Here is a 25,770-nt window from a genome sequence, read left to right on the forward strand (position 1 = left end):
ATATACTTTCCTTAACGATAAAAAAGTCATCCAGCTGGATGACTTTTTTAATTTAAAAATTTATCTTATTTTATTTAGAAGCGATCCGAAATTATTCCTAATTCCCAGTCACTTACATGTCGACAATACTTATCCCATTCTGTCCGTTTAATCTTGATGAATTCTTCCCAAATAGAACGACCGATTGTTTCGGCAAGAATTGTATCTTCTGCAAGGCAATCCATTGCCTGGTTTAAGGTTCTTGGTACCCATCCAATCCCTCTTTCTTTCAGTTCAATTTCACTTAATTGAGTTACATCCTTCGTAATCGGTTCTCCTGGATTAATACGGTTTTGAATACCATGAAGCCCTGCAGCTACTAGGCAAGCAGCTAGCAAATATGGGTTACACGTACCGTCTGCACCCCGGAATTCAAAACGTCTTGTTCTTCTCTTTTCCGGAATTCGAACCATTACAGAGCGGTTTCCTGCCCCATAACAAATATGTGCTGGAGCCCAAGTCCCTGGCTGCATACGCTTATATGAATTTATGCTTGGTGCTCCGATTGCTACGAGAGAAGATCCATGCTTGAGAAGTCCTCCTATAAAATGGTACGCCTTCTCAGACAAATCCAATCCATATGAATCGCTAATATCTTCAAATACATTTTCACCTGTGTGATCAAAAATACTAATATGGACATGAAGTCCGCTTCCCGCCAAGTTCTGAAAAGGTTTAGGCATTAACGTCCCGACCATTCCTTTATCTCTGGCAATCTGCTTAAATAGATGCTTAAAAGTAACATGATCATCTGCGGCCTTTAAAGCTGTTGTGTATTTTAGATTAATTTCCAATTGGCCAGGTCCATATTCACTAGAGATCTGCTCGGTTTCTACCCCCATTGCCTCAAGTGAATAAACGAAATCCTGCACAAAATCCTCCTGGATATCTGTTCCATCTATGGAGAAGCAGTGACTCATATCAGCAGGGACCAATTTCCCATTCTCTTCCTTTAACAAATAAGCTTCCTGTTCAAATGCCATGTGCATTTTTCCACCGAGAAGGGACTCCACTTCAGTAAGCAAGCGCTTTAGAGCACCTCTCGGGCACCCATGCCACGGATCGCCATTTACGTCCACTAAATCACAGAGCATTCTGGCTGTATTCTTCCGGTGCGGTATAATCGCAAATGTACTCGGATCTGGGATAGCGAAAAAGTCTCCATCATTTTGCCCGTATGTTGGATTTGGAATGTATTCATCAAAGCAGTCAAAACTCATAATAGCCGAACTGAAATTAATCCCTTTTTCCATGGCGCTTTCCAGTTGAGCGGGACGAACCGTACGGCCTCTTGTTACGCCCGCATAATCCAGAAATTCAAAGCGAATAAACTCAATCTTTTCTTTCTCTACTGTTTCTAGGATTTTTTCAATTGTCATCATGCTGTTTCTACACTCCCTTTTGTAATCTCCTTAGTACGATCCAGGTGAAAACTTCTACCCCGATTGGTATAATCCGTTCGTCGAATTGAAACTGCGGGTGATGCAAATCATAACATGCAGTTTCCTCTTGTCTGATCCCCAATCGAAAATACGAACTGGGCACTTTCTCGGCAAATGCACCAAAATCATCCGCCCCCATTGAAGGGTCCTTTAATTGGCAAACCACTTGCTCTCCGTATAATTCTCTGGCTGCTTCCTCCACAGCCTTAGTTGTCTCATCATTATTGATTACCGGGGGATGTCCGTCCGTGTAGATTACCTTAGCCTTGGCTCCAAAAGACGCAACAACACTCTCAGTAAGTTGAATCAAACGGTCTTTGATTCTTCTGCGAGTATCCGGTGAAACAGCCCGTGTAGTTCCCTCTAGAGTGACCTTATCAGCTACGACATTGCTGGCCACTCCACCCTGAATTTTCCCTACATGGATAACTACAGGATCAACTGGATTTGTTTCTTTGTTTGCCAGAAACGAAAAGGTCTGTATTAGCTGAGCGCTAATGGCTATCGCATCAATCGCTTGATGTGGGCGCGCACTATGCCCCCCTTTTCCTTCTACTATTATGTGAAAATTGTCGCAAGAGGCTGTTATTCCTCCATACTTAACCCCAATGGTACCATGCGGAAGATGCGGCCAAAGGTGCAGCGCATACATTTCATCAACTCCTGGATTTTCAAGGACTCCCTGCTGAATCATCTGTTCCGCCGCGCCGTCCGCCTCTTCCCCAGGCTGGAAAATACAGCGAACTCTGCCAGTCAATTGCTCTTTCAATTTATCCAACTGATAAACTGTCCCTAACAGAATGGCTGTATGTCCATCATGCCCACAGGCATGCATCACTCCTGAATTTACTGAGGCGAAGGGCAGGCCGGTCTTCTCTTCAATAGGGAGCGCATCAATATCTGCCCGCACTGCAATGTGTGTCCCTTCCCCTTTTCCTCCAATGATATCTACAACAATACCTGTGTCCCCAACCTGTTGATAGGGAATTTCCCACTTCTCGAGACAACTCTGTATATAGCCAGCAGTCTCATGTTCCAGAAAGGACAACTCTGGATGCTGGTGGAGGTGCCTGCGAATTTGTATTAATTCATTAGAAAGTTCCTGACTTACTTTAACCGTTTCTTTCCCAAAGTTATTCAACGTTTCTCTCCCCTCCGGCTTACAAGTCGAGTGATGTTTCTTTCACCTAGACTTGCCCAAAAACTGATACAGAATTTTCCATAGCAAAAAACGAAGGTTCTCCTAGGCAGCCTGCAACTGATTTTTAATAAAATCGAGTGCTGATCCTGCTTTCGTTTGATAGTAAACAAATCGATCCAACTCTCTGTCTTTTTGTTTTGCCATCTATGTAACCCTGCCAGTAAATCGGCATGTCCTGTCAAAGTGCAGAGCATAGCGGTAAACGAAAGCAGTATCCAAAACCGATCAATCGCAACGGCACTCCGTATTTGATATCCGTCAAAGGAAAAGTTGCTTTTCATCGTACGGAAATACGATTCGACTCATATCGACTAAACGCATAGGAGAAGACTTTTTCACCACATCGAATCAAATTGTAAATTTATGTTAGTTATTTTGGGCAACTACAGTTTCACCTTAAAAACTCTCGCCAAAACAAAATGGTAGACAACCCCTACAGCTGTCCATAAAAATCCTACCTTTAATGCCAGACGGTCCATGCCATAAAGTACATAAACGATAACTAACAATCCTAAAATCGGAAAAAGAAGATACTTAATGTACTGCTTAGATTTTTGGCGAACGATATAGTGATTAATAACAGATAAATGCAGGAGAAGAAATCCGGTCAAAGCTCCGAAATTTACAATATTCGTTAACGTTGCAATGTTATTTTCGAAGGCTAAGCCTACGATAAACGAAATGACAGCAACTACAATTGTGCTCACATAAGGTGTCCGGAACTTGGGATGGACTTTCGCCAGTGCCACGGGCAGCTTACGGTCACGCCCCATCGAATAGAGAAGGCGTGATATAGCTGCTTGCGAAGCCAGCGCACTAGCAATTCCCCAAGAAAAAGCCGTAGCAAGAATAGTCAAATTCATTAACCAGCTGCCTCCGGCAAGTTCCGCTACTTGATAGAAAGCAGTATCCAGGTTATCCAGCTTTAATCCCCTGCCAAGATCGCTGGCGATCCAGGTTTGAATGATGAATAAGAATCCTGCTACGAGAAGTGCGCTCACCGTCGCCTTTCCAACAACCTTTCTTCCTCCCTTCACTTCCTCGGAAAGGGTTGAGATAGCATCAAAACCTAAGAAAGATAGAACTGCGATAGAAACTGCCCCCATCACCATCTGCAGGTTAAACTTACTCGAATCATAAAGTGGTTTAATCGTTAAGCTGGTATGGTTTACTCCTTTGCTCAGAGCAATAATACCAGCAATTACAAAAATAACAATGACACCGAATTCTAAAACGAGAATAATCTTGTTCGCTTTTGCAGTAAATTCTATCCCACAAATGTTAATCACCGTGTTGAACACGATGAATGCAGCCAGCCAGAACCAAATCGGAAGAGCGGGGATGAAGGCATGTAATGATACCGCGCTAACAGCATACGTTAGAGCCGGTATGAGAATGTAATCCAGAAGAATAGCCCACCCTGCGATAAATCCGACGTATTGATTGATGCCATGCTGCGCATAGGCATAAACAGAACCTGCAATCGGAAAAGCTTCGGACATCTTGGCGTAGCTCAATGCAGTGAAAATCATACCTACCATTCCAATCATGTAGGCCAGGGCTACCATTCCATGAGATGCGTCTGAAACATAGCCATACACACCAAACGGAGCAATTGGAACTAAGAAAATCAATCCATAAATTAGCAAATCCCAATACGATAGCGTCCTCTTCAATTCCTGCTTATACCCAAACTGTTCAACCGACATTCGTTCCACCCCTTTAGTGAACTTTAAAACTATTCAATATGCTTTCGGTAGACGTTCTCAAAGTTTCTGTACAGGACCATCTCACCGATGGCTAGTGCTGTATCTACGTCCATATAATCTGCATCCACCCAACCATGAAGTACTTTCTCAAAACATTCCTTGAATAGGTGGACTCCCATCCAATTCATTTCCGGAACTGTAAACGCATCAGAACCATACATCACCTTATCAAAGGGAGCAAATTCAAAAACTTGGGAGAGGATTCTCTCTACTCCGTGTCCGGCAAATGGATTTTGCAGCGAAATGTCCATGTATACATTGGGCAGAATACTAACAATAAAAGCAGCCTCTTCAACCCAGGGGTAGCCGCCGTGCACTAAGTGAACTTTTGTATCCTGATAACTCTTATCCCTTAGCATATCTATCAAAAAGCTTGGGCTCGCTTTTGGAAGAACAACCTCTCCATCCCCAATTCCGGTATGGATATGCATTACCTTTTCCGATCGTGTGCATTCTTCCATGGCGATATGAAGACAAAAATCCCGAAGCGCCTTTACTTCTGCACGCTCATTGTCCTGAAATTCAGCGTATTGATGCAACGCTGCCGTTTCATTCTTTCCTGCAATCTCTAGCCCACTGCGGTAGGCAATAATTGATTTCAAACCGACTACCTCGTGCCGCTTTAGCGCTTCATTAAGTTCCGCACGAAATCGTTCTGCAAATTCACCGAATGTGTCACACTCCTGGCGAAGGCGTACCATTAGCGGTTCAATTCGGTGAATCTCCCAAATACGTGCACCGCATAAATCTACATAGGCTTCTCTGTCTAGCATTGGTGTCGGATATCCAAAGTCTGCAATCAGTCCGGTCAAATTTGCATCTTGAAACAACTCACGGGTATACTGTCTGAAATTTCTCGCCCGTACATTTCGTTCCGCAACAACTGCTTCTAATGTAGGCTCACAAGAATAATAGTTCGCTAATCTTTTAATCAAGATTTGCATCCACATATTTGTGCCTTGAAACGGGTCTTTCTCTTTTCGGACATAATCTTCAGGAGTTTTGTTTGGAATCACCGCCAAAGACAGCTTTCGAACAAACTCATCATTCGTGTATGGTTCCTGGTTAGCTTCGTAAGGATGACAATGCACATCAACTGCCGGTACATGGTTAAGTGAAATTTTCATATTATGCCCCCTTTGTAATTTATTTATCTTTTAAGCAACAAGCATGCCAACATAAAAATCCATAAAAATGCCTAATATTCTTACAATTAATGAAAAATATTTTTCTTACGACCATTTTTTTGCGAAATATTTTTTTCGGTTATAATATCAAATTTTGCAATTTATGTACTTTTAAATTTATTTTTATTTTATATCGTTTTTTTTGGTATAATATAAAAATATCTGTCTTATCATACAGTAACGAAAAATAATGACCGAAAAATTTTTTTCGATCGGATGTGACTAATTTGTTTATTACAACTACTTTGCCGTTAACAGAAGTATGGAATACCAGTTTCGACGGTATGGTGCTGTTGAATGAGTTCGGAGAAATTAAATCCCTCAATCGTTCTGCATCACGATTGTTTTCTTCCAGTCCAAGCAGCCTAGTGGGGATATCTATTTTTGAAGTCATTCCCTCCGAAGAATTCCAAAAAGCTTTTCAATCCGGAAAAGATCAAACCGGGTTGTCCATTTCTTTAGGGACCCAGCATTTCATTTCCAATCTTACATCTCTTCCAGCAGGGCGCGGCCTAGAAGGCTATCTCTTAACATTGAAAAATATTACACATATCCAACAGCTGCAGCAGCAGCTGCAACAAATGAATGAGACCAGGCAACTTTATGACATCATACTCGATCACATCGAAGAAGGGATCTGTATGGTTGACCAGCAGGGGAAAGTAATCTTCTATAATCGTAAAATGGGGGAAATTCATACCCTGGAACCTGAGGCTGTCCGAGACAAACGTGTTGAAGATGTTTGGTCGGTCGACGAAGGAACCAGCACCCTGTTAACCGCTCTAAAAACAGGAAGGACTCTCAACCAGCGGGAAACCCATTTTATTACCAATGGGAAAGCCGTCACCACACTAACCAGGACAATTCCATTAACGCTAGGTACAAAAAAAGCAGGGGCGCTTGAAATTTCTAAGGATATTACGGAGCAGAAACAGCTTACAGAAACGATTCACCTCCTGCAGAACCAGCACCCGCAGGATACTTCGTCCGTTTCTCAGACAACCCGTCAGAATAATACTCGATTTTCATTTGAACACATTATTTACACAAGTGCAATTATGAAGCAAACAATAGAGCAAGCGCGCAGAGCAGCTCGCTCAAACTCAAGTGTTCTCATCGTAGGAGAAACCGGAACAGGGAAGGAACTGTTTGCCCAAAGTATTCATAATGAAAGTCCAAGAAAACATAGTCCATTTATTGCTCAAAACTGCGCCGCTCTCCCCGAATCCCTGTTGGAAGGTATTTTGTTCGGAACAACCGTCGGCAGCTTTACAGGTGCCGTCAACAAAGCTGGGTTGTTTGAGCAGGCTCATGGGGGAACTCTGCTGCTGGATGAAATAAATTCGATGAGTATTGACTTGCAGGCAAAGTTGTTACGTGTACTCCAAGAAAAGGAAGTGCAACGGCTTGGATCATCAAAGTTAATCAATATTGATGTGCGTGTGATTGCCAGTATGAACGAAGATCCTTTAGAAGCTATACAAAATAACAAATTAAGAGAGGATTTGTATTATCGCCTTGGTGTAGTGAATCTCATTATTTCACCGCTTCGAAGACGAAAAGAAGATATCCCTATTCTTATTGACTATTTCATCAACAAGCATGCCAGTTCATTAGGGGTTCAGGTAACCGGGATAGATGAGGATGTCCTGCTTTTCTTTATGAATTATCATTGGCCAGGAAATGTTCGCCAGTTGGAACATACGATTGAAGGAGCTCTGAATCTAATTTATGAGGAAACACATATTACGGCGGAGCATTTGCCGCCGGCTATCAAAAGCAAAATGATGCAGCACGCGCAACAGACAGCTTCCTTTGATATCCCCTTGCTGTACACCGGAAACATGCCAGAGCAGGTGGAAAAACTGGAACGAGCGATGATTCAACAAGCTTTAAAACAGGCAAAAGGTAATATCACTAAGGCCAGTGAACAATTGGGTATCTCCCGGCAAAATTTAAATTATAAACTGAGAAAGTATCATTCGCTTATCTAAGGTAAGGAGGAACTTACATTGATAAATGACTCCCTGTTACACCTTGATGAACAAGTCATTGCAGATGCTTTAAAAATCCGTTTTTATCCCATGGCAGTTCAAGCTGCGAAAGGAACCTGGGTGATAGACAAAAAAGGGAAATCGTATCTTGACTTAACAGCTGGCTGGGCTGTAGCAAGTACCGGATACGGCCATCCTCGCATAGCCCAGCGCATTAAGGAGCAGTATGAGACAATTTCATTTATGTCTCAGTTGTCCATCCCGGAAAAGAATATGATTCACCATGCTGAGAAACTTATTCAGATTACACCTGACAGCTTTTCTAAGAAGGGTTGGTTTGGTCATTCTGGATCTGATGCCAATGATTGTATTGCCAAGCTCGTACCGCTTTCTAGGAGTCTGTCCGACGAAACAGGGATATGCCCTTTCCGTCGCGAATTCGTATAGTAAATCTTAGTAAACGAGCAAAGGGTGTATGGTTATGGCAAAATTCAAAGATTACTCCACGGAACAAGGGGAACTCATTCCGATGTACTTGAGCAAATGGATTCCAAATGATCATTTGGTTCGATTGATTAGCGACATTGTCGATCAACTTCTATGACAAAGGAGTTCGCTCTTGGTTGGATGGGTTATCTTGACAATAACTCTTTCCATTTTGAGGTCACAAATTCCTTTTGTCTAGCCAGTACATCCCAAACTTTTTCAGGGGTAGCTATTTAGCCACAAAAAGAGTCCCCTAAGTAGCAGAGTGTAAATCCATTTTAAAAATGGTATTTTCACTATGACAACCATAGGAGATGATAAAATTTTCAATAAAATCAGATTTTCTTATCTTTTTTTACTCTTAACCCATTGCACTCAATAACACTGCCGTAGTGGTTAAGTTAGAAGGACATTAAGGGTGCATTTGACGTTTCATAATTTAATTTAATTCATACCGGGGTGTGATACAAAACTCACCAATTACAGGTGTTAATGCCGTAGCGCCTGCGGCTGTCAATTGGACTGCACTAAAGTTAGTGACTGTAAAACTAGCGCTTGATCCTGGTGTTAGGGTGAGTGTTGGTCCTAAAATTGTAGTTCCCAGTAGAAAATTTACCAACAGTACGCCTGTACCACTACTGAAAGTAATGCTCCCTGTTGCAAATAACTCATTGGTATTAACGTTTGTAATATACACAACTACTGGTGTAGCCGCTATGATAGTGAAATCATTACAAACCTTATCTTGGACATACACATCCGGTTCACAACATGTAAAATTACCGCCGACCTGCTCATTACAATTTCCCATCCTTAATACCTCCTAGGTTAATTTTTCCTTACGCTATATTTTACTTTGCTTAAAACCTGATTGTATCCGCCATTGAACTGATTAAAAAAACCAAATATCAAAGGTTTAATGACACTGACCTAGTTTTTATTTAAAATGGATGTTTGCCTCAGTACAGTTTGTTTAGAGTAAAGTACAATAAGTATAGTAAAGTACACCCCTAAAGGAGAGGATGCTGCTGCTTACGAATTTTGATGAATTATCCCAACGGCACACTTCTTGAGGAAAAATAAAGCTAAGTTTTGGATAAGGAATACTGGGATGAACCGTTCTTGAAAGCTAAAACAACAACTTCGTAATAATGATAATGATTAAGTTAACTAATGAACATATGACAGTCATACTTCAAGAACGAAACGCAACTGATCAAAACGCCGATATTTAAACCGCTTGATTGCCGTCTTGATTGAATTCCGCGACCCACCGGTAGCGCGTATATTCATTCAATCCCGTTTACCGGGCTACCTGCGTCACCGATTTTCCTTCTTCTTGAATGTATTGAACGGTTTGAAGTTGAATTCCATATCCTACTTTTTCGTCATGTTGGACACCTCAATTATCAATGCTTTTATTGTCGCACTTCGGTAGTCTGGCATCAGGATTTTTATCTGTTTCTTCAAAGCTATAAAACATGAGGAGGCGCATAAAATTGAAAGTGAGTAAGAGTAATATTCAAAAGAACTACAACCAACAAACAACGATTGTCCGTTTGAAATGCCCATCTAGGAATAGAATATATAAAAAAAAGGAACAGCGATATACATGTAAAAAAGTATGTGGGAATATTTTTCAAAAATGCAATTCTCCTGAAAAGATCCTCTACTTTCGATCTATAGGGGTACGAACCTCCACTAGCGTATTAAGAATTCAGAATAATTCAGACTGTAAAATGACAATATTTATAGGTTTGGATTACCCCAAAAAGACAGTCATTGAGAAAACGATAAATGAATACCAACAGATGTCTTTAATCGTTCCCTCTATCAGAAGCTTAAAAATAAAATGTAGCGGGGAACATGAAAACTTTTGTAAAGGGAAGTACTTTTTAAGCATTTGCCACAAAGTCTAAACTTGTAGTCTCAGGTAATACGGGGCTAGCCCTAAGTCAATCTTGCATGACTTATGGGACAGCCCCCATTAAGTAGTTTGGTAGTTCCTATTATTTACTAAGCGTGTTGATACTATACACTCCACATGACTTGAGTGTCGGTCACTGTAATTTAAGCCGTAAGAAGGGCGGTAGCGGTAAACTTATAATGAATGTTTATCGAGCCATCCGCCTGTACTTCAATCCTATCAATTGTTATTGATACCCCAAAACAGCCAAAAGTTGACGGTATTGCCTGTCCAGAAACTGACGAGTATAATGTCCTCGTTACTATTCTGAAGAAAGAAAAAGGACATCTCCCTTTTTGTGCAACTGCGCCAACAGTTACACGGAAGATGTCCCACCCAAAAAAACATATGGTTATTGTATCAGATTATAAATTGATTGAAAACTCCCTTACCGGAGTTTTTAGTTAGGGGGGCGGAGAGGATTCCTTCTCCCTGTTGCGGAACGAGCATGAAAGTGATGGGAACAAGAGACCGAAAATCCAAAGATAGTTCTGGAGAAACCAAGGTATATAATATCCGTCGACTCGGTTGTGTGAATTGTGGAAGGATTCATCATGAGTTGCCAGATTTTCTAGTGCCTTATAACGTTATGAGGCTGAATGCATTGAGAAAGTCCTAACGGACTCTCTTCACCATGATGTTGCAGCTGATGACTCTACTTTATTTCGTTGGCTAAATTGGTTTACAAGTTTCGTAGATTACTGGCTTGGTTGTCTCAGGTCCATTATGCTTCGTACCAGTCAGGGGAAGAACCCAGTGAATTTGTCGTCCGAAGGTTCGCTGTCCGCACTCCAGCGTATAGGACGATTGGTGGGCAATGCCCCCCGATGGCTGGCCAGAATTGTCCGGCCCATCGTAAATGATAATTTATGGCTACATACCCGTTTTGCATTCTTGTCCGAAGGGAACTGATTTACACTCGTGAGGAACACATCGATTAGGAGGGATGCTCATGAGAGATCAGAAGAAAGCAGAAGAAGTAGCAGCACAACGTTTCCAAATGATTGCTCCTCTTTTGGAAGAGGGGCTGGATGCTGGAAAAGCTAAACAACTCAAAGAACAGATATGTAAAGCAAGTGGTTTATCTGAAAGAACCATCCGACGCTACCTTGCACAGCACAGAACCAAAGGTTTTTCCGGGTTGAAACCCAAAGGTAAAAAGATTCAAAAACAGAGAGAAGCAATTCCGGCTCATTTATTGGAACAAGCCATTCTTCTGCGGAGGGAAGCCCCAAACCGAAGCGTGTCCCAGATCATTCAGATTCTAGAATGGGAGGGATTAGCAGAACCTGGGCAGATAAAACGATCCACCCTTCAGGAGAAATTAGCAGAACGGGGATATAGTTCACGTCAGATGAGGTTGTACGCCGATTCAGGAGTGGCAGCCAGACGCTTTCAGAGAAAACATCGAAATCAGCTGTGGCATTCAGATATTAAATATGGTCCCTATCTGCCGATTGGTCCCAATGGGACAAAAAAGCAAGTATATCTAGTAGCGATTTTGGATGATGCCACCCGGTATGTGCTTCATGGCGCCTTTTACCCGACTCTTGACCAAAGAATTGTGGAAGATGCTTTCCGCCAGGCTATCCAAAAATATGGCGTACCTGAATCCGTTTATTTTGATAACGGGAAGCAATACCGGACAAAGTGGATGGCACGAACGTGTTCCAAGCTTGAGACCCGTCTTCTTTATGCAAGACCCTACTCCCCTGAATCAAAAGGTAAGGTAGAGCGTTTTAACCGTTTGGTGGATTCCTTTCTGAGTGAAGTGGCACTAGAAAAACCGAATACACTGGAGCGATTGAACGAACTGTTTCAAGTATGGCTAAGCGAGTGTTATCAGACAAAGCCACACTCTGCCCTTGGAAAAAAAACAAGCCCTGAATCTGCCTTCCGGAGTGACCGAAAAGCCCTTCGTTTTGTTGACCCTGATACGTTAGCTAACGCCTTTCTACATTGCGAGACCAGGAAAGTAGATAAATCAGGATGTATCAGTTTCATGGATCAAAAATACGAGGTTGGGTTATCTTTTATCGGCTGTAAAGTGGATGTGGTGTACGATCCTGCGGATCTAGAAGAACTTACCATCGAGTATGAAGGGCATTCTCCATGGAAAGCCCGTAAATTAGTCATTGGTGAAAGAGCTGGCCAACGGCCAGCTATGCCTTCGCATCTTCAGGCACAGCAAGCTGACAGATCCAGGCTGTTACACGCAGCAGAGCAGAAGCACCAGGAACGTAGGAAAGAACAAGTACCTGCGGTTGCCTTCCGTGCAATATGGAAGGAGGAAGGAGACAATGTTTGAGACGTTTTACGGAATGGAAGCCACTCCTTTTTCACGGGATATACCACCAGAAAAGCTGTATGATTCCCCTCCTGTGCGTGAAATTCTTGGAAGGCTTAAATACGCTGCTGAACGTCAACTGTTTGCGGTATTAACAGGTGATTGTGGTACAGGCAAAACAACCACGATTCGTCGATTTGTGGATCGCCTGGACGGTGGAAAATTTAAGGTGCTTTATTTGTCCGATTCGAAACTGACTCCACGCCATTTTTATAAAGGAATGTTGGAACAGTTGGGTTCAGAAGCGAAATTTTACAGAGGAGATGCCAAACGGCAGCTGCATCGGGAAATTGAATTAATGAGAGGAATCCACGGTATCCAGCCTATCGTAGTGGTGGATGAAGCCCACCTGTTGGATCGTGAGATGCTTGAAGAAGTGAGGTTCCTGCTTAATTTCAAAATGGATGCCCAAAGCCCGATGGCTCTCATTTTAGTGGGACAGAGCGAATTGTGGGATCGCCTTCGTTTACAGTCTTTTACCGCAATTCGGCAGAGGATCGATATCCAATGCAGGCTGGGCCACTTTGATCGTGCGCAGGTAGGCGAGTATGTAACAAAGCATCTTCAATATGCCGGAGTTAGTCAGCAAATATTCTCTGATGGAGCGATCGATGAAATACATCGTTTTTCTGGAGGAGCCGCAAGGCTGATTAACAAGCTGTGCACGCACTGTTTACTTTATGGAGCACAGAACGGGCATCGCATCATAGATGACCATATGGTCAAACGGGTGGTTGAGGGAGAATTGTCATGATTCTCCCTTTCTTTCAAATAAGATTTGGACAAGATTTCCGTCAAAGCTCGGACAACAAATGCCGTCAAGTTATGGACAATATAGTATGTCATTAACAGTAGTGCCAATTCACCCAATAGTTCATCTTTGTGAGTTAAATTATTCATAGCACTCAGCACTTCTACAACAACACCATAGAATGCTTGAGCATTGAAATTCTTCTTGATATTTGAAGGGTAACTTATACCAGATGAACCCGTTCTGAAGTCATTCATTATGTCCTTCATTTTTTGCAAGTATTCCGCATTATTCATCAGAATTTTTTTATTTTTCAACAAATATGATTTATATGTTTAATTTTGATAACCTGATTTACTTATATTGGTGATAAAGTCGATGTATGTATTTCATATCATCATTAAATGCCTCTTTAGTGGCTCGAACATGTTAAGTTTCAGTAGGTTGACTGTGACCAGCCATCCAACGACATGACTTTTCAAACAATTCGTTGACTGAAAGTAATTCCTCTACGAAATCACCTTTAATATCCTTAACCTTGGTGAACCTGATGTTAGGTTCATACCTACGTACAACGGAGTTAAAGAAGCCCTCTTCAACCATTAATTCACACCAAGTACGGATGTCGGCATAAGCTTTCTTCAACGCTTCCTCTAAAACATCTCCAATACATGTTCTTGAATTAATCGTTTGCTCTTGAGCTTTTAGTTTATTCGTTATCTCCTTCAATGTTTCCAACCTACCACTAAAGGTTTCTGACACAATTCCTTTGTTTAGTTTGTCAAATTCATCCACTTTAAAAAATTTGTTCTCATTGTTTTTCTCGTTTGCACATGCGTTGTACAGATAGTAATAAAACATAATGTTGTGTGTAAAAACAACAACCTGCCTACTTAATGATAATTGATAAATCAAGTTTGCAATTAATTCTGACCGTTTATAATCTAATGAAGTCACAGGGTCATCAAAGAGCACAGTATGAAAATTGTTTCTCATTGTTAAATCAGTAGCGAACTCCACCATGGCGACTGCTTTTTGTTCACCTTCACTCATAATTTCGGATACTTTGTATTCCTCAGAGGCAACAAACTTCTTTCGGAGAGTTTGTCCTTTTTGTGGAGACATTTTTAGATTTACGTTTGATACCTGAAGTTCTTGTGCGAACCGTTCAAACGTTTCAAGATACTCGCCTTGGACTAATTTTTTGAAGGCATCTGCTTGTTTTTGGGTTAATGTATTTGTAGAAAATTTCCTCTTCGCTTTATTGTGATTTTCAACAGATTCCCGAATCTGAAACCATTCTGCTAAATAATCCAATGATAAATGCAATTTTTCATTTTTTTGTAACGTATCCTTGAGACTCTTACGGGAAGCAATCAATTCATTTATTTCAGCTTTGTTTTTCGTCAGATTATCAATTCGGTCGCTTAAGGCTGATATCTCCTGAGTAATTTCTTCAATCACATCTGAGACATCTAATATCACTGAATTATCCATAACCTGTTTGGCGTTAAGGAACATACTGAATAATTCTTTGTTACGGTTCACCAATTGAATTGCCGATTTTATTCGTTCCAGAAACTTTTCACTTTCAAACAAAGCTGAGTCTTCGTCTGCCCATGAAATTACTATCTTTGTTAAATCATGTGAAAATAATTGCTTTTCGAGGGAATCGTGAACCTCCTTATGCCTATTATTGACATGCTTAAAATGGCTCTCAACCAAATTCACGCTTGTTGAGGTAAGAGGATTACTACAAAATATACAGGGTTCACCTTCCTTGATTTGAGCCCTATTAACGGAATCGTAATACTTCTTACCTGCTTTGATGAAAAGCAACCACTCGTTGTTTACTACGTCAAGAAAAGATACACTTTTTTGAAACAATTCATTAAACTCACGTTCTTCTTGAACCTTGAGTTCATAGTCTTTTATGAGTTTATTGATTTTTTTAATATTTTCTGTGCTTAAAGTAACCGCCAATTTTTGAATGGACTCTTTGATAGACACAAGTTTTGTCCTCTGTGTCGACAATATAGTGATTTTGTCCTTGGGGTTGGAAGATTCGAGTTCTTTGATTTGAACGTCAATTTCTGTAATAGCATCTTCATATGATTCACTACGGGGATGGTTACTATCAAGAAATGGTTTGACATCTTTAAAGTTGCCTATTTCTCTCATAATTGTATTGAGTTCCGCCCGAATAAAATCATAAGAAGAATCAACAAATAAGGTGTCCTGTTTCAATTTATCACGTTCTATAACTTGAGAAAGTTCATCACGGAGGACATCCAACTGATGTGACACCTTTTGAAATAGTTCAAATCCGTTAGGAAGTACAGTGAATGAAAGGTCGCTATTAATCAGAGGCAAAACAGAATCACTGTCAAAGACATTCATTTTGCTTAACATGGGGTGTGGTAGGTTAATATCCACTACCTCGTTTACTTTCTCATGCATCACTGTATATGTAACTTCAATTGTTTGCATCGGTGACTTCACCGAAGCTTTGTCTTCATAAACGTTTGGGATAATTTTCAGATGCTTTTCCGAAGTGTAATAGTTATTAGCCAGTTTACGAAACATACGTACATATGATGATTTTCCTGAACCATTTTCGCCATAAAAAACATTAAGTTTTCCTCCCAATGCGAAATGAACATCCCTTGATAACGCACTGATGTTGTTCGGAGCCTTAATATTATTTATCACCAATACCCCTTCATCTGCACGCTCACTATCTATATCAGCAAGTAAATCAAGCGTCTGTTCACTTTGCATTAAACCAAGGACTTCATCAAGAAGTTTACTTGAATCAATTTCACTTCTCGTTCTCACTTCATTAACAACGTGTACTTTCCATGCTTCTTTACCTGCCCACTCAGACAGGAAATACATTGCCGTTGTCATTGAGACCCCCCCTAAATTATCATAATTATACATTCGACAATGTTCCACATTTTTCCTGTCAAAACAAATAAAAATTCGCTGTTTGCACTTTTACACATTCAATAGAATCTTCTGATTCCTGAATAGTGTAGCTTCTAAATCTAAGTTTTTCACAATCCATCTAATTTCCTCTTTGCAGTGGTCCTGAATAGAAACTGAAATTTGGCGTGCGTGCTTTAATAGAAATTCCTGTCGTTCTGGGCTCTGTACATAAAGCCTAAACTCAAAGTTCAATTTATCTTGGTCAAATAATAGCTTCAAATGGTCTGTTGTTAAATTTACTTTTTCAGCGAACTTCTTTGCTGTAATAAGACCGTTAATATCTAAAACATCGACCAAAAGAAACGTCTCCCCAGTTTTTAATTTTCGCTTGAGTCCCAAATAGATATTACTGGCTTGAATACTGTTTAGGTTGTAATCATTTTGAATCTTATCTGCACTTGTGTTCTCGAACTGATGCCCTTGTTGCTTTGCAAGAATCAGCCGTTGAATTTCATGTTCCGCATAGGATGAACACCATCCTTGTTCGTACTGCCTTTGTAAGTAAACAAAGGATTCCTTGTCTTTAGTAAAGTAAGTTGTATCGTTGAGATATCTCGGAATCAATTGCTGTAAAGATGGGGATTTCTTTTTTAGCCTATCTGCATTTTGTAGAATGATTTGATTTAAGAATGCCGATTTTTTCACCTTTCCTGCCGTGAGTGATATCGAAGATACGTCCTCACGTTCTTTCTGTAATAAAAAATAGACCGCATACTTATTGAGTTTGATGACTTTTGCCCCGAAGAAGCTATGATAATCAAGAATTTCATTATCTTTCAGTTCCCCTAAAGCCTTGGAAGTATCTATCTCATGTGAGCCTTCAAATAGGCTCATATAACGCAAAATATGCTGTTTATACATAACACCTTTCCCCATATGAAAAACAAGCTTCAACAGCGTTCTGTGCGTCCTACAAAGGTGTGCTTTCTTATCTCTGGTTGTCATATTAGTGGCTCCTTTCATATTTTGATAGTTTCATATTGAACGCCCATTTCTTGGACGTATTCATCTTTTGCGGCCAGCTCTGCTGGTCCATACGAACTGGTGATAATTTCAAAAGTAACCATGTGTTCTCCCCTCATACAGCCCCCATCGGGGGGGCTTATCATTCGTTCTTGTAGCATTTCTCGTAGCTCTTCGGCTCTGGCGATTTCCCTTTGTTCTTGAAGGTTCTCAATCTGTTCATAGAGCCTATCTCGAAGGTCAGCTTCGGTGAGCCAATGGTCTCTATCTGATTGAGATAAAGAAAAATACTTATCTGCTAATCCCAGGTCATGTCGTGCGGAAGAAGACTTGTAGAAGTTATCTAAGTTCATCTGAGTAGAAGTCAAGTCCCTTCCTTTGTCCGTCAGTCTCCAGATGTGTTCCATTTCTTTAGTTTCTCGATTGAGATAGGCACAGCGTTCGATAAGACCGTCCCGTTCGTAATTGACGACTCGCTTATCTGTTAATCCGATATGTTCCTTGATGTGGTTTTGATTGAGATAGCCAACGTTCCGAAGAGCCTTCAAGAAATTTTGGTCCTTATTGGTGAGCTTGTTAATGTAATTAGATTTTCTACCCCTACCCATGAGTGTCACACCTCCTTTGATTTTGGTTTTTAGGTTTTTGTCTTTTAGCACCCCCACAACCAACCTACGATGGTCTTTTCAGCAAATCCGACTGAAGTCGGATCCGCTGAAAAAGACTTACAGCTAAAACTGCAGGAGGTGCTTTGTTGAAACGATTCATGTAAAAATTGGCTTACGGCCAATTTATACATGATGAGGAACAACAACAGCTTCCCAAAGGGAAGCAGACCGAACGGAATCAAGCTGGAAAAAAGCAACTCGTTGCGGTCGGCAAAGTCGATTTTTCGAGCGTCCCAAACCAAGTTGCGACAGCAAGTTGGTGAAGGGTGATGAAGTGAGGTCTGCGTTCCCGCCTGTACGCTCCCGATATTGATGTGAAGCAACTTCAACCAACCGTACGGAAAACTATGGAAATAGTTTTTGACTCAAGTGCTATATCATAGATTTTTCGAGACAAGATATAACTGAGAGAAAACAAGTTCTGAAACAAACCACAAAGAAAAAGACCCCCTGCTATAAAGCAAGGGGTCTTTTCAGTTGTATTTATCTTTCGCCATCAACTTGTGTGCCTTTAATATAGGCATCATTTGCCAATTTAACAATTAAGTTATAAATAACTTCTTTATCATCGGTAGCAAGAACCTCTTTTACAACTTCCGATGCGAGAGTATTTACCTCTTTTAAATCTTTCATCATCCCCATGAATTCACCTCCAGTATGGATAAATTTTCAAATTAATCATATAACAAAATCAATTAACTGACTATAACTTGTTGTATGGCAATCATGTCTTATAAGCTGACTAATCACTTTACCAAGTCGTATGATAATGTCAGAATGTAGAAATACTCAATGAGGTTTAATGGTGTTAGTTCAAAATTTACTTATGAAATACAAATTTCCATAGAACAAGCTGATGAAGCTTACAGAGCAATAAAATAAAAAACAAGAAGACAAACAGGTTATTAAATAAGTTGGAGCAGAATCATGCCGTACATAAATTAATGAAAGGTGGTAGACATGCTAAATTTATCTATTTATAAAGCCTATATTCAGGAGCTCCGTGAGCATCTATTCAGAGATGGTTCGATGGAACAGATTGTAGAAGGGATTTCAAACAGCCATCGTAAAAGACGGTTTCTTGCTATGTATGTGATGCAAAGCAAGGAAATCTTTGACCTGTACTATAAGCAACGGCTTGAGCTGGGATTAGATGATTTGTTCAACCAAATCATATCTGCATTGTTCAGTGAAAAGAGCGAGTTAAAGAATGAATTTATTTCAATCTTGGAGATAACTCCCGATATGGTAAGCAAACGGGCATCTCCCTTTGAAATAAAAGAGATGGAAAAGGATTTGAACGCCTACTTGTTGTATCAACAAAAAAGAAGAAGGTGAGGATTTCTACCCACCTCTTCATGTGTAATCACCCATATTTTACTACATTATATTATTCACTTTAATTATAAGTGGCGTACCCTTTTCGTTTTAATTTTGCTTTGTTGTCCAAGCTTCGTGAGCATTCTTTTAACCTCTTTTTTTTCTTTGGCATCTTTCCTTTTCATTTTTATCATTTTAATTAAAGTATCTATTTTATATAGAATACTGTGAAATACAGAACCGTAAATATCAACATCGGACTGATTGCTCTCTCTCGATTTTGTTTTCTTTAAATTCATACAGTATCATTCCTTTCTCCATAGTTAACCTTTAGGCGAACGCAAAAAAACTTTGACCATAAGCGATAAATTTTGGGGCTTTTTTTTATCGCAGAGCCAAAGCTTTATTCAAGAAGATTCATTTAACTTAGTATACTACTTTCTCCTAATTTTCCATTTGTCAGTTAATCGGTCTTACAGGATTTTCTTCTCTATACTTAGCGATTATCTGGTTTATGAGTTGATTCTTTTTCATGTTGTTCAAAACCCCGTAGAGTTTCAAGTAAATATCGTTTTCTTTTGTCAAAGATATATTTTGTGGTACACCTCCTGCTTTTTCACTCCACGCTACGTAAGTTTCCAATGGCTTTGTAGAATTTGTGTCTTCTTGTTTTACATTTGTATTTGCTGAAAGATTCACATTATCATTTATATGTTTGATAATCCTGCGACATTCGTTACAATAGGCTCCAAAATAATTTTCCTTTGTATCCTTTGTCTTACTTGTCCAATAAGTTTTATTAACGTCTACCCATTCACCGTTTTCCAGCCGATATACTGGGTTCCATTTTTTACAATTTGAACATAAGATTTGAATTTCCTTTATGCTTTCGACATATCTATGATTGATTCCCTTTTTTCCACGTTTTTCAAGGCTTCGTTTAATTACTTTTGGTAGGCTTATTCCATCTATATCAACATCTATATTTTCCATCGTTATATTCAAAATCATCATACCTCCTTCATATTTCTATAATTATAGATTTCAGAAGAAAAGATATTCTCTGACTCTGACATTACCCAATTCTACAAAGTTATGATTTGAGAAAATCCACAAATTGCAGAATTCCTAATTAAGATAAACCACAATCTGGATAAAATGAGTTTCGTAACGTCCTGAATACTATCTGATTCATCATTCCAGATTCCCGTTTTCAAATGTCTTTAGAATTACTGTCAACGAATCTTCGTTCTGACAGGACATTAATTGCCCTGTTGCCCCCAAGTCCGCTTCTGAAATACCTATTGTCCATAAATCCTCGTACTGACAGGACGGTTATATAGGCGAACCTTGCTTGCTGTCCCTAAATCTCCGTTCTGACAGGACATTAATTGCCCTGTTGCCCCTAAGTCCGCTTCTGAAATACCTATTGTCCATAAATCCTCGTACTGACAGGACATACATTGACCTGTTACCCCAATCCACTAAAATGTTGTTGATTCTATAACTGAACCCATATCGTTTTTTTGCGTATTATATGGTTTTAATGAGTGATTCTTCGTAGTTTAAAAAGCACACAAAAAAACCTCCTCGATATGAGAAGGTATGAAAGAGTTCTTACTTGTTTCGTATTTTATACAGAAAAGATACGAGCGATTCCGAATCTATTTTTCTCAAAAAGTGTTTTGTGTTAAGAATAAGTATGAATTTTTGTGTATATACTCTTATTCCTTTAGAATTTATTTCCTATTTAGTATATAAGAACGCCTTTATAGGCGTTTTATTTTGTTTAATAATCGTTCAGAATAGTCCTTTAGATTAGAAAAATAGATATACATATCATCATCTTCTTCGATTGAATTGCACTTGTCTAATAGACCGTGAAGAGTAATAACTCGACTTTCGTTAAAATAATCAGGATATTGAAGAATTTCCCCTTTGATGACGAAGCTGTTTTCCTCACTCGTCTCCATAGCTTGATGATATAAGGATAAAAGTTGACTATCTACAACAGGAGTTTCTAAAACATGAACCCAGTCCTTATCTTCTAATGTAATTACGTAATACGTATCATCTATTTTATACTTTTGCTGATGAAGGCTGTAGACCTTTTGCAACAACGCTCCTACGCCTTCAATATCAAACTTTGGATTATCCGTTACTTGAACAAGCCCTTCCACAATCCCTTGTATTGCTTCTTTTTCCACTTCTGGAACGCTTTTTTGTATAGAGGTATGAATTATGCTATTTATGTCTTCATCAAGCTGGAAAACCTTTTGTAGCGTATCCATATTGATTCCAAGTTCTTTGGCAATTCGTATGACTACACTAAAATTCGGGTTTAATGCCTGTCCTTTTTCTATCTTACTGATATAGGCTACATCTACAGATGTCCTTCTGGCTAATTCACGCATACTCATTCCGAGTAGATTTCTCTTCGTTTGGACTAATTGAGCAAATGTTTCCTCCAATATATCACCTCATTTTCGCTTTCATTTTATCATTATGGTCAACATAAAATAAAGTGTTGACTATATTCAACATATATTTTAATATATTTGTAGAATATTTACAACGATGAATGAGAGGATTATGATTATATGGGAACACAAAACGATGTTTTATTTGAAGAGATTGAAAATAGTGAGATTTTAAAGGTAGACGAAAAAAGTCTAAAGGCAAAAGAATTTTTAAACATTTTGACCTCTATGATTTTAAGCTACAGTCAGTCCGTTGGAAAAACGGCTTAGTTTATTATCAAAAGTTTCCGATTAAGAGAGGTTAAATAATGGTGTTGACAATAGTAAACAAGAGAGGAGATTTATTGTGAAAAAAGTGATTAATGTCGTAGGGTATATCCGTGTAAGTACACACGAACAAGCGGAGGAAGGCTTTTCTTTAGAAGCACAAGGAGCAGAAATTAGAAGATACTGTGAGCAAAACAATCTAAACTTGCTCGGCATCTTCTGTGATGCTGGAATCACAGGAACAAGTATAAAAGAGCGTAAAGATTTCCAAAAATTATTAAAGGTAATTGCAAATGCAAAAGAAGTCTATGGTACAGAAGTAAATTATGTACTTGTGTGGAAATTAAGTCGGCTCTCCCGCAACATGAAAGACTTGGTGAATACCCTCGATTATTTCGAGGTACATAATGTATATTTGAAAACAATTTCTGAATTAATTGACACATCTACATCCGCTGGAAAAAGTTTTATTATGATGTCTGGGATAATGGCTGAGATGGAACGAGAAAATATCGTAAACCAATGTCGTTTAGGTATGAAACAGAGGGCAAGACAAGGAAAATGGAACGGTGGTAGAGTGCTTGGTTACAAGACTAATAGCAATAAAGAACTGGAAATCGTTGAAGAAGAAGCAAGAATTGTGAGGGAAGTTTTTCGACTATTTACAGAAGAAGGTTGGGGTTATAAGAAAATTGCTATGTATCTAAACTATCAAGGTTTCGCAACGATTAAAGCAAGAGATTGGTCTATAAATTCTATAAAACAAATTATCGACAATCCCATTTATGCTGGCTATGTACGATGGGGAAGATATGAATTTTGGAATAAAAAACGAAGAGCAGGAAAAACAGAAGATTTCATATTCGTTAAAGGTACACATATTCCGATAATCACAGAAGAAACTTGGGGAAAAACTAAACAGGTAAGGAATATTAGGGGGAGAAAGCCAGAGAAGGTATACGATGGGCATTTCCTATTAACTGGTCTTTTAAAATGCCCTACGTGCGGAGCCTCTATGGTTGCTCATAGAGTGAAAAAACGCAATAAACCTGGAGAATACCACCGTTACTATGCGTGTGGTAATTACACAAACAAAGGATTAACAACTTGCAGAACGAATCTTGTTCATGCGGACTATGCCGAAGAGTATATTCTTAAAGAAATTGAAAAATTGGTGCATAACCCCGAAATTGTAAATTCTATTGTGAAAAAATTGAAGAAAAACACTGAAATTGATACGAAACCCATGCTAAAAGAATTACAAAAGATAAAAAAAGAGCTTGAAAATATTCAAGCCAAGAAAGAACAAAATCTATTGTTAGAACTTGAGAACAAAATCAGTATAAATATTTTAACACAAAGAATGGAGTTTTTGGAATCGCAAGAAAAGGAAGCGAAGGAAAAAATATTTAGAATGGAGAGCGAAATCCACAACATCGAATCCCAAAGTCTATTGGATTCAGACTTCATAAATGATGTTCTTCAAAACTTCATGCAACTGTTCGCAAACGCTGATACTAAACAGAAAAAACAATTGCTACATTCTTTGATAGATAAAATTACTGTTAATAAAGGTGATACCACAAGCGAACGCACAATAGACAAAATCACATTATTCTTTGAGCCTCAAGAAGTTGAGGCTCTTTCAAAACAAAAAGTGTTTGAGGCTACTTGTGATACGGTTCTCCCCGGTTTATCTTAAACCCCCGATACACCTGTTCAAGCAAAATTAACCGTACCAACTGATGCGGAAACGTCATTCTTGAAAACGACAGGTATTCATTGGCCCGCTTCATCACAGCTTCCGAGAGACCGAGAGAACCGCCGATGACGAAAGCGATAGAACTTTTTCCATAAGTGGCCCACTGGTCGAGCTGCCTGGCCAGCTTCTCGGAGGACCACATGTCAGCTTGAATCGCCAGGGCGACGACATGCTGATCAGGCTTTAAAGCAGACAAAATGCGCACGCCTTCTTTCTCCTTCACCCTTTCCATATCTGCCAGGCTTAAGTTTTCTGGTGCCTTCTCGTCTGTTACCTCGATCATATCGACCTTGGCATAAGCCGACAATCGCTTGGAATACTCCTCAATCCCCATCTTCAAATACTTTTCCTTCAGTTTACCGACAGCCACAATTGAAATGTGCATAACTTCATAATCTCCTTGAATTTTTCTTACTTTTTTGTCTACTTATCCCCCGTTTTCACACAGTTATCCACAAATTGTGCATAAACTCTCTGTGAATACATAGAATTGTATACATGCGTAAAAATGCTGATAAATTAGGATCTTAACGCACAAAAATATATGTTAACATGTTGACAACCTTCTTTTATAAACAATTATCCACAATTTTATCCACAATAAGAATGTTTGTACCTGTTTCCTCACCTTTATCTTGTCTCTTTTTTCTCTGCTATCATACCATATCCTGCAAATAAAAAGGCCTGTATGGAATCCGATTCCCTCCTTCTTAAACGAGGATGGAATTCCACACAAGCCTTTTCATTTACTCCGTATTTTAGCCGCAATTGCCCTATTTGCTTCCACTCTATTGCTTTGCGGCTACTGTTGCGATTGCTTTAAGCATCTTTCTTAACGAACTTTTTCCTATCCGTTCTCTTACTTATTCACATTCCTCGGCTCTTTTGCCAAGACAACACTCACTGTTTTTTCCTGTGCACCGCGGTAGAAGGTAACCTGAATCGTATCGCCTGCGCGCTTTGTATACAAATATTTACGAAGCTCGGCCGAATTTTGGATCGGCTGGTTATCCAACTTGACAATAACATCATACTGCTTAAGGCCGGCTTTTTCAGCAGGGCCGAATTGGGTAGTATCCTTAATAACGACACCGCTCTGAACACCGGAAGGCAGCTTCAGAGTACTGGTCCACTCATCCGGTGAAATTTCCTGCAAATCAACCGGTGAAATCCCCATATACGGACGCTGTACGGAATGATAGCGAATCAAATCATCAATGATGCGGCTTGCATCATCGATCGGAATCGCAAAGCCCAATCCCTCAACGCCTGTTTCAGAGATTTTCATACTGTTAATCCCAATGACCTGACCCGCGATATTAATTAGGGCACCACCGCTGTTCCCCGGGTTAATAGCGGCATCCGTCTGCAGAACGTTGACCTCATAATCTGTTTGCCCATCACCATTTAAGTCAACCGGCATCGTCCGCTCCGTGGAACTGATAATCCCTTCCGTCACCGAACGGGAAAATTCCATTCCGAGCGGGTTCCCAATCGCAATCGCAGGTTCACCGACTTTAAGTTTCGAAGAATCGCCAAACTCAGCTATTTGCGTTACTTTACTGCTGTCAATCTCTAATACAGCCAAATCCGTTAATGGGTCAAACCCAACCACTCGCGCTTTGACGCGGGGCTGGCCGTTCGATAGGGATACTTCAACCTGATTGGCTCCTTCAATCACATGATTGTTTGTCACGATATAGGCTTTGCCGTTTACCTTACGGAACACAATGCCGGAACCGACTCCCTTTTCAACATTTCCCGTATTCTGGCCCCAGAAATCACTGCTCGACTGCATGTTGATTACCCCGACAACGGCGTTTTCAACTTTGCTCACCGCATTTACTACACCGGAATTAACATCCACGTTATAATGGGCACCGGGAACATTAGGGGTGTTTGTATTTTCATTTGGCAGCGCCTGATTTCCCGGCAGCGCGTTCTGCACTCCGGAGAGATAGCCCGATTTAATCATGGTAGGGACTAGCATAAGGACAATGAGTCCACCAATAATGGCTCCAATCAGCGCGGTCAAGAAGGTTGATGTCCCTCCTCCGCGCTTTTTTCTTTGCGAATCGAAATCGTCATCATAATAACCCATGGTCATGACTCCTTTCTTTTTGTTCGTTTTGTTCAT

The 25,770-nt window shown here is 39.8% G+C and carries 27 protein-coding genes; 12 read left to right on the forward strand and 15 right to left on the reverse strand.

Annotated elements, in window-relative coordinates; translation table 11 throughout:
- Positions 1-74 precede the first annotated feature (74 nt).
- From H525_RS0103360 to H525_RS0103380, 4 genes are all read right to left on the reverse strand, one after another.
- Positions 75-1,421, reverse strand: coding sequence for a glutamine synthetase family protein (locus H525_RS0103360; protein WP_027415028.1), 1,347 nt, complete (start codon positions 1,419-1,421; stop codon positions 75-77).
- A gap of 7 nt (positions 1,422-1,428) precedes the next feature.
- Complete coding sequence (locus H525_RS0103365; protein WP_027415029.1) at positions 1,429-2,622, reverse strand: M20 metallopeptidase family protein; 1,194 nt, start codon at positions 2,620-2,622, stop codon at positions 1,429-1,431.
- A gap of 443 nt (positions 2,623-3,065) precedes the next feature.
- Positions 3,066-4,391, reverse strand: coding sequence for an APC family permease (locus H525_RS0103375; protein WP_027415030.1), 1,326 nt, complete (start codon positions 4,389-4,391; stop codon positions 3,066-3,068).
- Between the two features lie 29 nt (positions 4,392-4,420).
- Positions 4,421-5,578 (reverse strand): amidohydrolase family protein, encoded by a 1,158-nt coding sequence (locus H525_RS0103380; RefSeq protein ID WP_027415031.1) that lies wholly within the window; start codon positions 5,576-5,578, stop codon positions 4,421-4,423.
- 278 nt (positions 5,579-5,856) lie between these two features.
- On the opposite strand from H525_RS0103380, the gene H525_RS0103385 reads away from it, so the two are divergent.
- The 3 genes from H525_RS0103385 to H525_RS28895 are packed head-to-tail and all read left to right on the forward strand — an operon-like array spanning position 5,857 to position 8,236.
- Positions 5,857-7,632, forward strand: a complete 1,776-nt coding sequence (locus tag H525_RS0103385) for a sigma-54 interaction domain-containing protein (protein WP_425387639.1) — start codon at positions 5,857-5,859, stop codon at positions 7,630-7,632.
- Between the two features lie 18 nt (positions 7,633-7,650).
- On the forward strand, positions 7,651-8,079 hold the full coding sequence (locus H525_RS0103390) for an aminotransferase class III-fold pyridoxal phosphate-dependent enzyme (protein ID WP_027415033.1): 429 nt from the start codon (positions 7,651-7,653) through the stop codon (positions 8,077-8,079).
- A gap of 34 nt (positions 8,080-8,113) precedes the next feature.
- Complete coding sequence (locus tag H525_RS28895; protein WP_281172570.1) at positions 8,114-8,236, forward strand: hypothetical protein; 123 nt, start codon at positions 8,114-8,116, stop codon at positions 8,234-8,236.
- A 321-nt stretch (positions 8,237-8,557) separates the two neighbouring features.
- Here H525_RS28895 and H525_RS22655 read toward each other — a convergent pair whose 3' ends face one another.
- Positions 8,558-8,929 (reverse strand): DUF3992 domain-containing protein, encoded by a 372-nt coding sequence (locus H525_RS22655; protein WP_051330769.1) that lies wholly within the window; start codon positions 8,927-8,929, stop codon positions 8,558-8,560.
- Between the two features lie 670 nt (positions 8,930-9,599).
- Between H525_RS22655 and H525_RS29270 the strand changes: the two genes are divergently transcribed.
- From H525_RS29270 to H525_RS0103420, 6 genes are all read left to right on the forward strand, one after another.
- Complete coding sequence (locus tag H525_RS29270) at positions 9,600-10,037, forward strand: S-Ena type endospore appendage (protein ID WP_425387640.1); 438 nt, start codon at positions 9,600-9,602, stop codon at positions 10,035-10,037.
- 191 nt (positions 10,038-10,228) lie between these two features.
- Positions 10,229-10,492: a hypothetical protein gene (locus H525_RS29275; protein WP_027415035.1), complete on the forward strand. Its 264-nt coding sequence runs from the start codon at positions 10,229-10,231 to the stop codon at positions 10,490-10,492.
- Between the two features lie 49 nt (positions 10,493-10,541).
- Positions 10,542-10,703, forward strand: coding sequence for a DUF6431 domain-containing protein (locus H525_RS28400; RefSeq protein ID WP_245590390.1), 162 nt, complete (start codon positions 10,542-10,544; stop codon positions 10,701-10,703).
- Between the two features lie 137 nt (positions 10,704-10,840).
- On the forward strand, positions 10,841-10,996 hold the full coding sequence (locus tag H525_RS29280; RefSeq protein ID WP_425387641.1) for a hypothetical protein: 156 nt from the start codon (positions 10,841-10,843) through the stop codon (positions 10,994-10,996).
- A 40-nt stretch (positions 10,997-11,036) separates the two neighbouring features.
- A complete protein-coding gene (locus H525_RS0103415; RefSeq protein ID WP_027415036.1) occupies positions 11,037-12,392 on the forward strand; it encodes a DDE-type integrase/transposase/recombinase in 1,356 nt (451 codons plus the stop codon).
- Positions 12,385-13,185, forward strand: coding sequence for an ExeA family protein (locus H525_RS0103420; protein ID WP_027415037.1), 801 nt, complete (start codon positions 12,385-12,387; stop codon positions 13,183-13,185). The genes H525_RS0103415 and H525_RS0103420 overlap by 8 nt, the downstream gene beginning before the upstream one ends.
- A gap of 426 nt (positions 13,186-13,611) precedes the next feature.
- Here H525_RS0103420 and H525_RS0103425 read toward each other — a convergent pair whose 3' ends face one another.
- The 5 genes from H525_RS0103425 to H525_RS26920 form a co-directional block, all read right to left on the reverse strand.
- Positions 13,612-16,092, reverse strand: coding sequence for an AAA family ATPase (locus H525_RS0103425; RefSeq protein ID WP_027415038.1), 2,481 nt, complete (start codon positions 16,090-16,092; stop codon positions 13,612-13,614).
- A gap of 90 nt (positions 16,093-16,182) precedes the next feature.
- Positions 16,183-17,118: a hypothetical protein gene (locus H525_RS0103430; protein WP_027415039.1), complete on the reverse strand. Its 936-nt coding sequence runs from the start codon at positions 17,116-17,118 to the stop codon at positions 16,183-16,185.
- Positions 17,119-17,132: 14 nt separating this feature from the next.
- Positions 17,133-17,795 carry a hypothetical protein gene (locus tag H525_RS0103435; protein WP_155837101.1) on the reverse strand — a complete coding sequence of 221 codons (663 nt, stop codon included), beginning with the start codon at positions 17,793-17,795 and terminating at the stop codon, positions 17,133-17,135.
- Positions 17,789-18,127, reverse strand: coding sequence for a hypothetical protein (locus tag H525_RS27765; RefSeq protein WP_162142465.1), 339 nt, complete (start codon positions 18,125-18,127; stop codon positions 17,789-17,791). The genes H525_RS0103435 and H525_RS27765 overlap by 7 nt, the downstream gene beginning before the upstream one ends.
- A gap of 160 nt (positions 18,128-18,287) precedes the next feature.
- A complete protein-coding gene (locus H525_RS26920; protein ID WP_155837105.1) occupies positions 18,288-18,446 on the reverse strand; it encodes a hypothetical protein in 159 nt (52 codons plus the stop codon).
- Positions 18,447-18,764: 318 nt separating this feature from the next.
- Between H525_RS26920 and H525_RS0103450 the strand changes: the two genes are divergently transcribed.
- Positions 18,765-19,142 carry a hypothetical protein gene (locus H525_RS0103450; RefSeq protein ID WP_027415041.1) on the forward strand — a complete coding sequence of 126 codons (378 nt, stop codon included), beginning with the start codon at positions 18,765-18,767 and terminating at the stop codon, positions 19,140-19,142.
- Between the two features lie 65 nt (positions 19,143-19,207).
- On the opposite strand, the gene H525_RS0103455 is transcribed toward H525_RS0103450, so the two are convergent.
- The 3 genes from H525_RS0103455 to H525_RS0103465 all read right to left on the reverse strand — a co-directional run bounded on the left by H525_RS0103455 (position 19,208) and on the right by H525_RS0103465 (position 21,595).
- The gene (locus H525_RS0103455; protein ID WP_027415042.1) at positions 19,208-19,423 is read right to left on the reverse strand and encodes a hypothetical protein; all 216 of its coding nucleotides are present in this window, start codon (positions 19,421-19,423) and stop codon (positions 19,208-19,210) included.
- A 160-nt stretch (positions 19,424-19,583) separates the two neighbouring features.
- The gene (locus H525_RS0103460) at positions 19,584-20,138 is read right to left on the reverse strand and encodes a hypothetical protein (RefSeq protein WP_155837108.1); all 555 of its coding nucleotides are present in this window, start codon (positions 20,136-20,138) and stop codon (positions 19,584-19,586) included.
- Positions 20,139-20,893: 755 nt separating this feature from the next.
- Positions 20,894-21,595: a helix-turn-helix domain-containing protein gene (locus H525_RS0103465; RefSeq protein WP_027415044.1), complete on the reverse strand. Its 702-nt coding sequence runs from the start codon at positions 21,593-21,595 to the stop codon at positions 20,894-20,896.
- A gap of 129 nt (positions 21,596-21,724) precedes the next feature.
- On the opposite strand from H525_RS0103465, the gene H525_RS26925 reads away from it, so the two are divergent.
- Both H525_RS26925 and H525_RS22660 read left to right on the forward strand, forming a co-directional pair.
- A complete protein-coding gene (locus H525_RS26925) occupies positions 21,725-21,874 on the forward strand; it encodes a hypothetical protein (RefSeq protein ID WP_155837110.1) in 150 nt (49 codons plus the stop codon).
- A gap of 76 nt (positions 21,875-21,950) precedes the next feature.
- Positions 21,951-23,573 carry a recombinase family protein gene (locus tag H525_RS22660; RefSeq protein WP_051330770.1) on the forward strand — a complete coding sequence of 541 codons (1,623 nt, stop codon included), beginning with the start codon at positions 21,951-21,953 and terminating at the stop codon, positions 23,571-23,573.
- Here H525_RS22660 and rlmH read toward each other — a convergent pair.
- On the reverse strand, positions 23,539-24,018 hold the full coding sequence (gene rlmH / locus H525_RS0103480) for a 23S rRNA (pseudouridine(1915)-N(3))-methyltransferase RlmH (RefSeq protein WP_027415045.1): 480 nt from the start codon (positions 24,016-24,018) through the stop codon (positions 23,539-23,541). The two genes, H525_RS22660 and rlmH, sit on opposite strands and share 35 nt — an antisense overlap.
- A 474-nt stretch (positions 24,019-24,492) precedes the next feature.
- Positions 24,493-25,734 carry a S1C family serine protease gene (locus tag H525_RS0103485; RefSeq protein WP_027415046.1) on the reverse strand — a complete coding sequence of 414 codons (1,242 nt, stop codon included), beginning with the start codon at positions 25,732-25,734 and terminating at the stop codon, positions 24,493-24,495.
- Positions 25,735-25,770: the final 36 nt, after the last annotated feature.

The organism is Aneurinibacillus terranovensis DSM 18919, from assembly GCF_000430625.1.
Taxonomy (GTDB): Bacteria; Bacillota; Bacilli; order Aneurinibacillales; family Aneurinibacillaceae; genus Aneurinibacillus_B; species Aneurinibacillus_B terranovensis.

Bases quoted from the DNA above. Each gene is read 5' to 3' on its own strand.
- H525_RS0103360 (WP_027415028.1), bottom strand. From the start codon at position 1,421: ATGATGACAATTGAAAAAATCCTAGAAACAGTAGAGAAAGAAAAGATT.
- H525_RS0103375 (WP_027415030.1), bottom strand. From the start codon at position 4,391: ATGTCGGTTGAACAGTTTGGGTATAAGCAGGAATTGAAGAGGACGCTA.
- H525_RS0103380 (WP_027415031.1), bottom strand. From the start codon at position 5,578: ATGAAAATTTCACTTAACCATGTACCGGCAGTTGATGTGCATTGTCAT.
- H525_RS28895 (WP_281172570.1), top strand. From the start codon at position 8,114: ATGGCAAAATTCAAAGATTACTCCACGGAACAAGGGGAACTCATTCCG.
- H525_RS22655 (WP_051330769.1), bottom strand. From the start codon at position 8,929: ATGGGAAATTGTAATGAGCAGGTCGGCGGTAATTTTACATGTTGTGAA.
- H525_RS29270 (WP_425387640.1), top strand. From the start codon at position 9,600: ATGAGGAGGCGCATAAAATTGAAAGTGAGTAAGAGTAATATTCAAAAG.
- H525_RS29275 (WP_027415035.1), top strand. From the start codon at position 10,229: ATGTTTATCGAGCCATCCGCCTGTACTTCAATCCTATCAATTGTTATT.
- H525_RS28400 (WP_245590390.1), top strand. From the start codon at position 10,542: ATGGGAACAAGAGACCGAAAATCCAAAGATAGTTCTGGAGAAACCAAG.
- H525_RS0103415 (WP_027415036.1), top strand. From the start codon at position 11,037: ATGAGAGATCAGAAGAAAGCAGAAGAAGTAGCAGCACAACGTTTCCAA.
- H525_RS0103420 (WP_027415037.1), top strand. From the start codon at position 12,385: ATGTTTGAGACGTTTTACGGAATGGAAGCCACTCCTTTTTCACGGGAT.
- H525_RS0103425 (WP_027415038.1), bottom strand. From the start codon at position 16,092: ATGACAACGGCAATGTATTTCCTGTCTGAGTGGGCAGGTAAAGAAGCA.
- H525_RS0103430 (WP_027415039.1), bottom strand. From the start codon at position 17,118: ATGACAACCAGAGATAAGAAAGCACACCTTTGTAGGACGCACAGAACG.
- H525_RS26920 (WP_155837105.1), bottom strand. From the start codon at position 18,446: ATGGGGATGATGAAAGATTTAAAAGAGGTAAATACTCTCGCATCGGAA.
- H525_RS0103450 (WP_027415041.1), top strand. From the start codon at position 18,765: ATGCTAAATTTATCTATTTATAAAGCCTATATTCAGGAGCTCCGTGAG.
- H525_RS0103455 (WP_027415042.1), bottom strand. From the start codon at position 19,423: ATGAATTTAAAGAAAACAAAATCGAGAGAGAGCAATCAGTCCGATGTT.
- H525_RS0103460 (WP_155837108.1), bottom strand. From the start codon at position 20,138: ATGATGATTTTGAATATAACGATGGAAAATATAGATGTTGATATAGAT.
- H525_RS26925 (WP_155837110.1), top strand. From the start codon at position 21,725: ATGGGAACACAAAACGATGTTTTATTTGAAGAGATTGAAAATAGTGAG.
- rlmH (WP_027415045.1), bottom strand. From the start codon at position 24,018: ATGCACATTTCAATTGTGGCTGTCGGTAAACTGAAGGAAAAGTATTTG.
- H525_RS0103485 (WP_027415046.1), bottom strand. From the start codon at position 25,734: ATGGGTTATTATGATGACGATTTCGATTCGCAAAGAAAAAAGCGCGGA.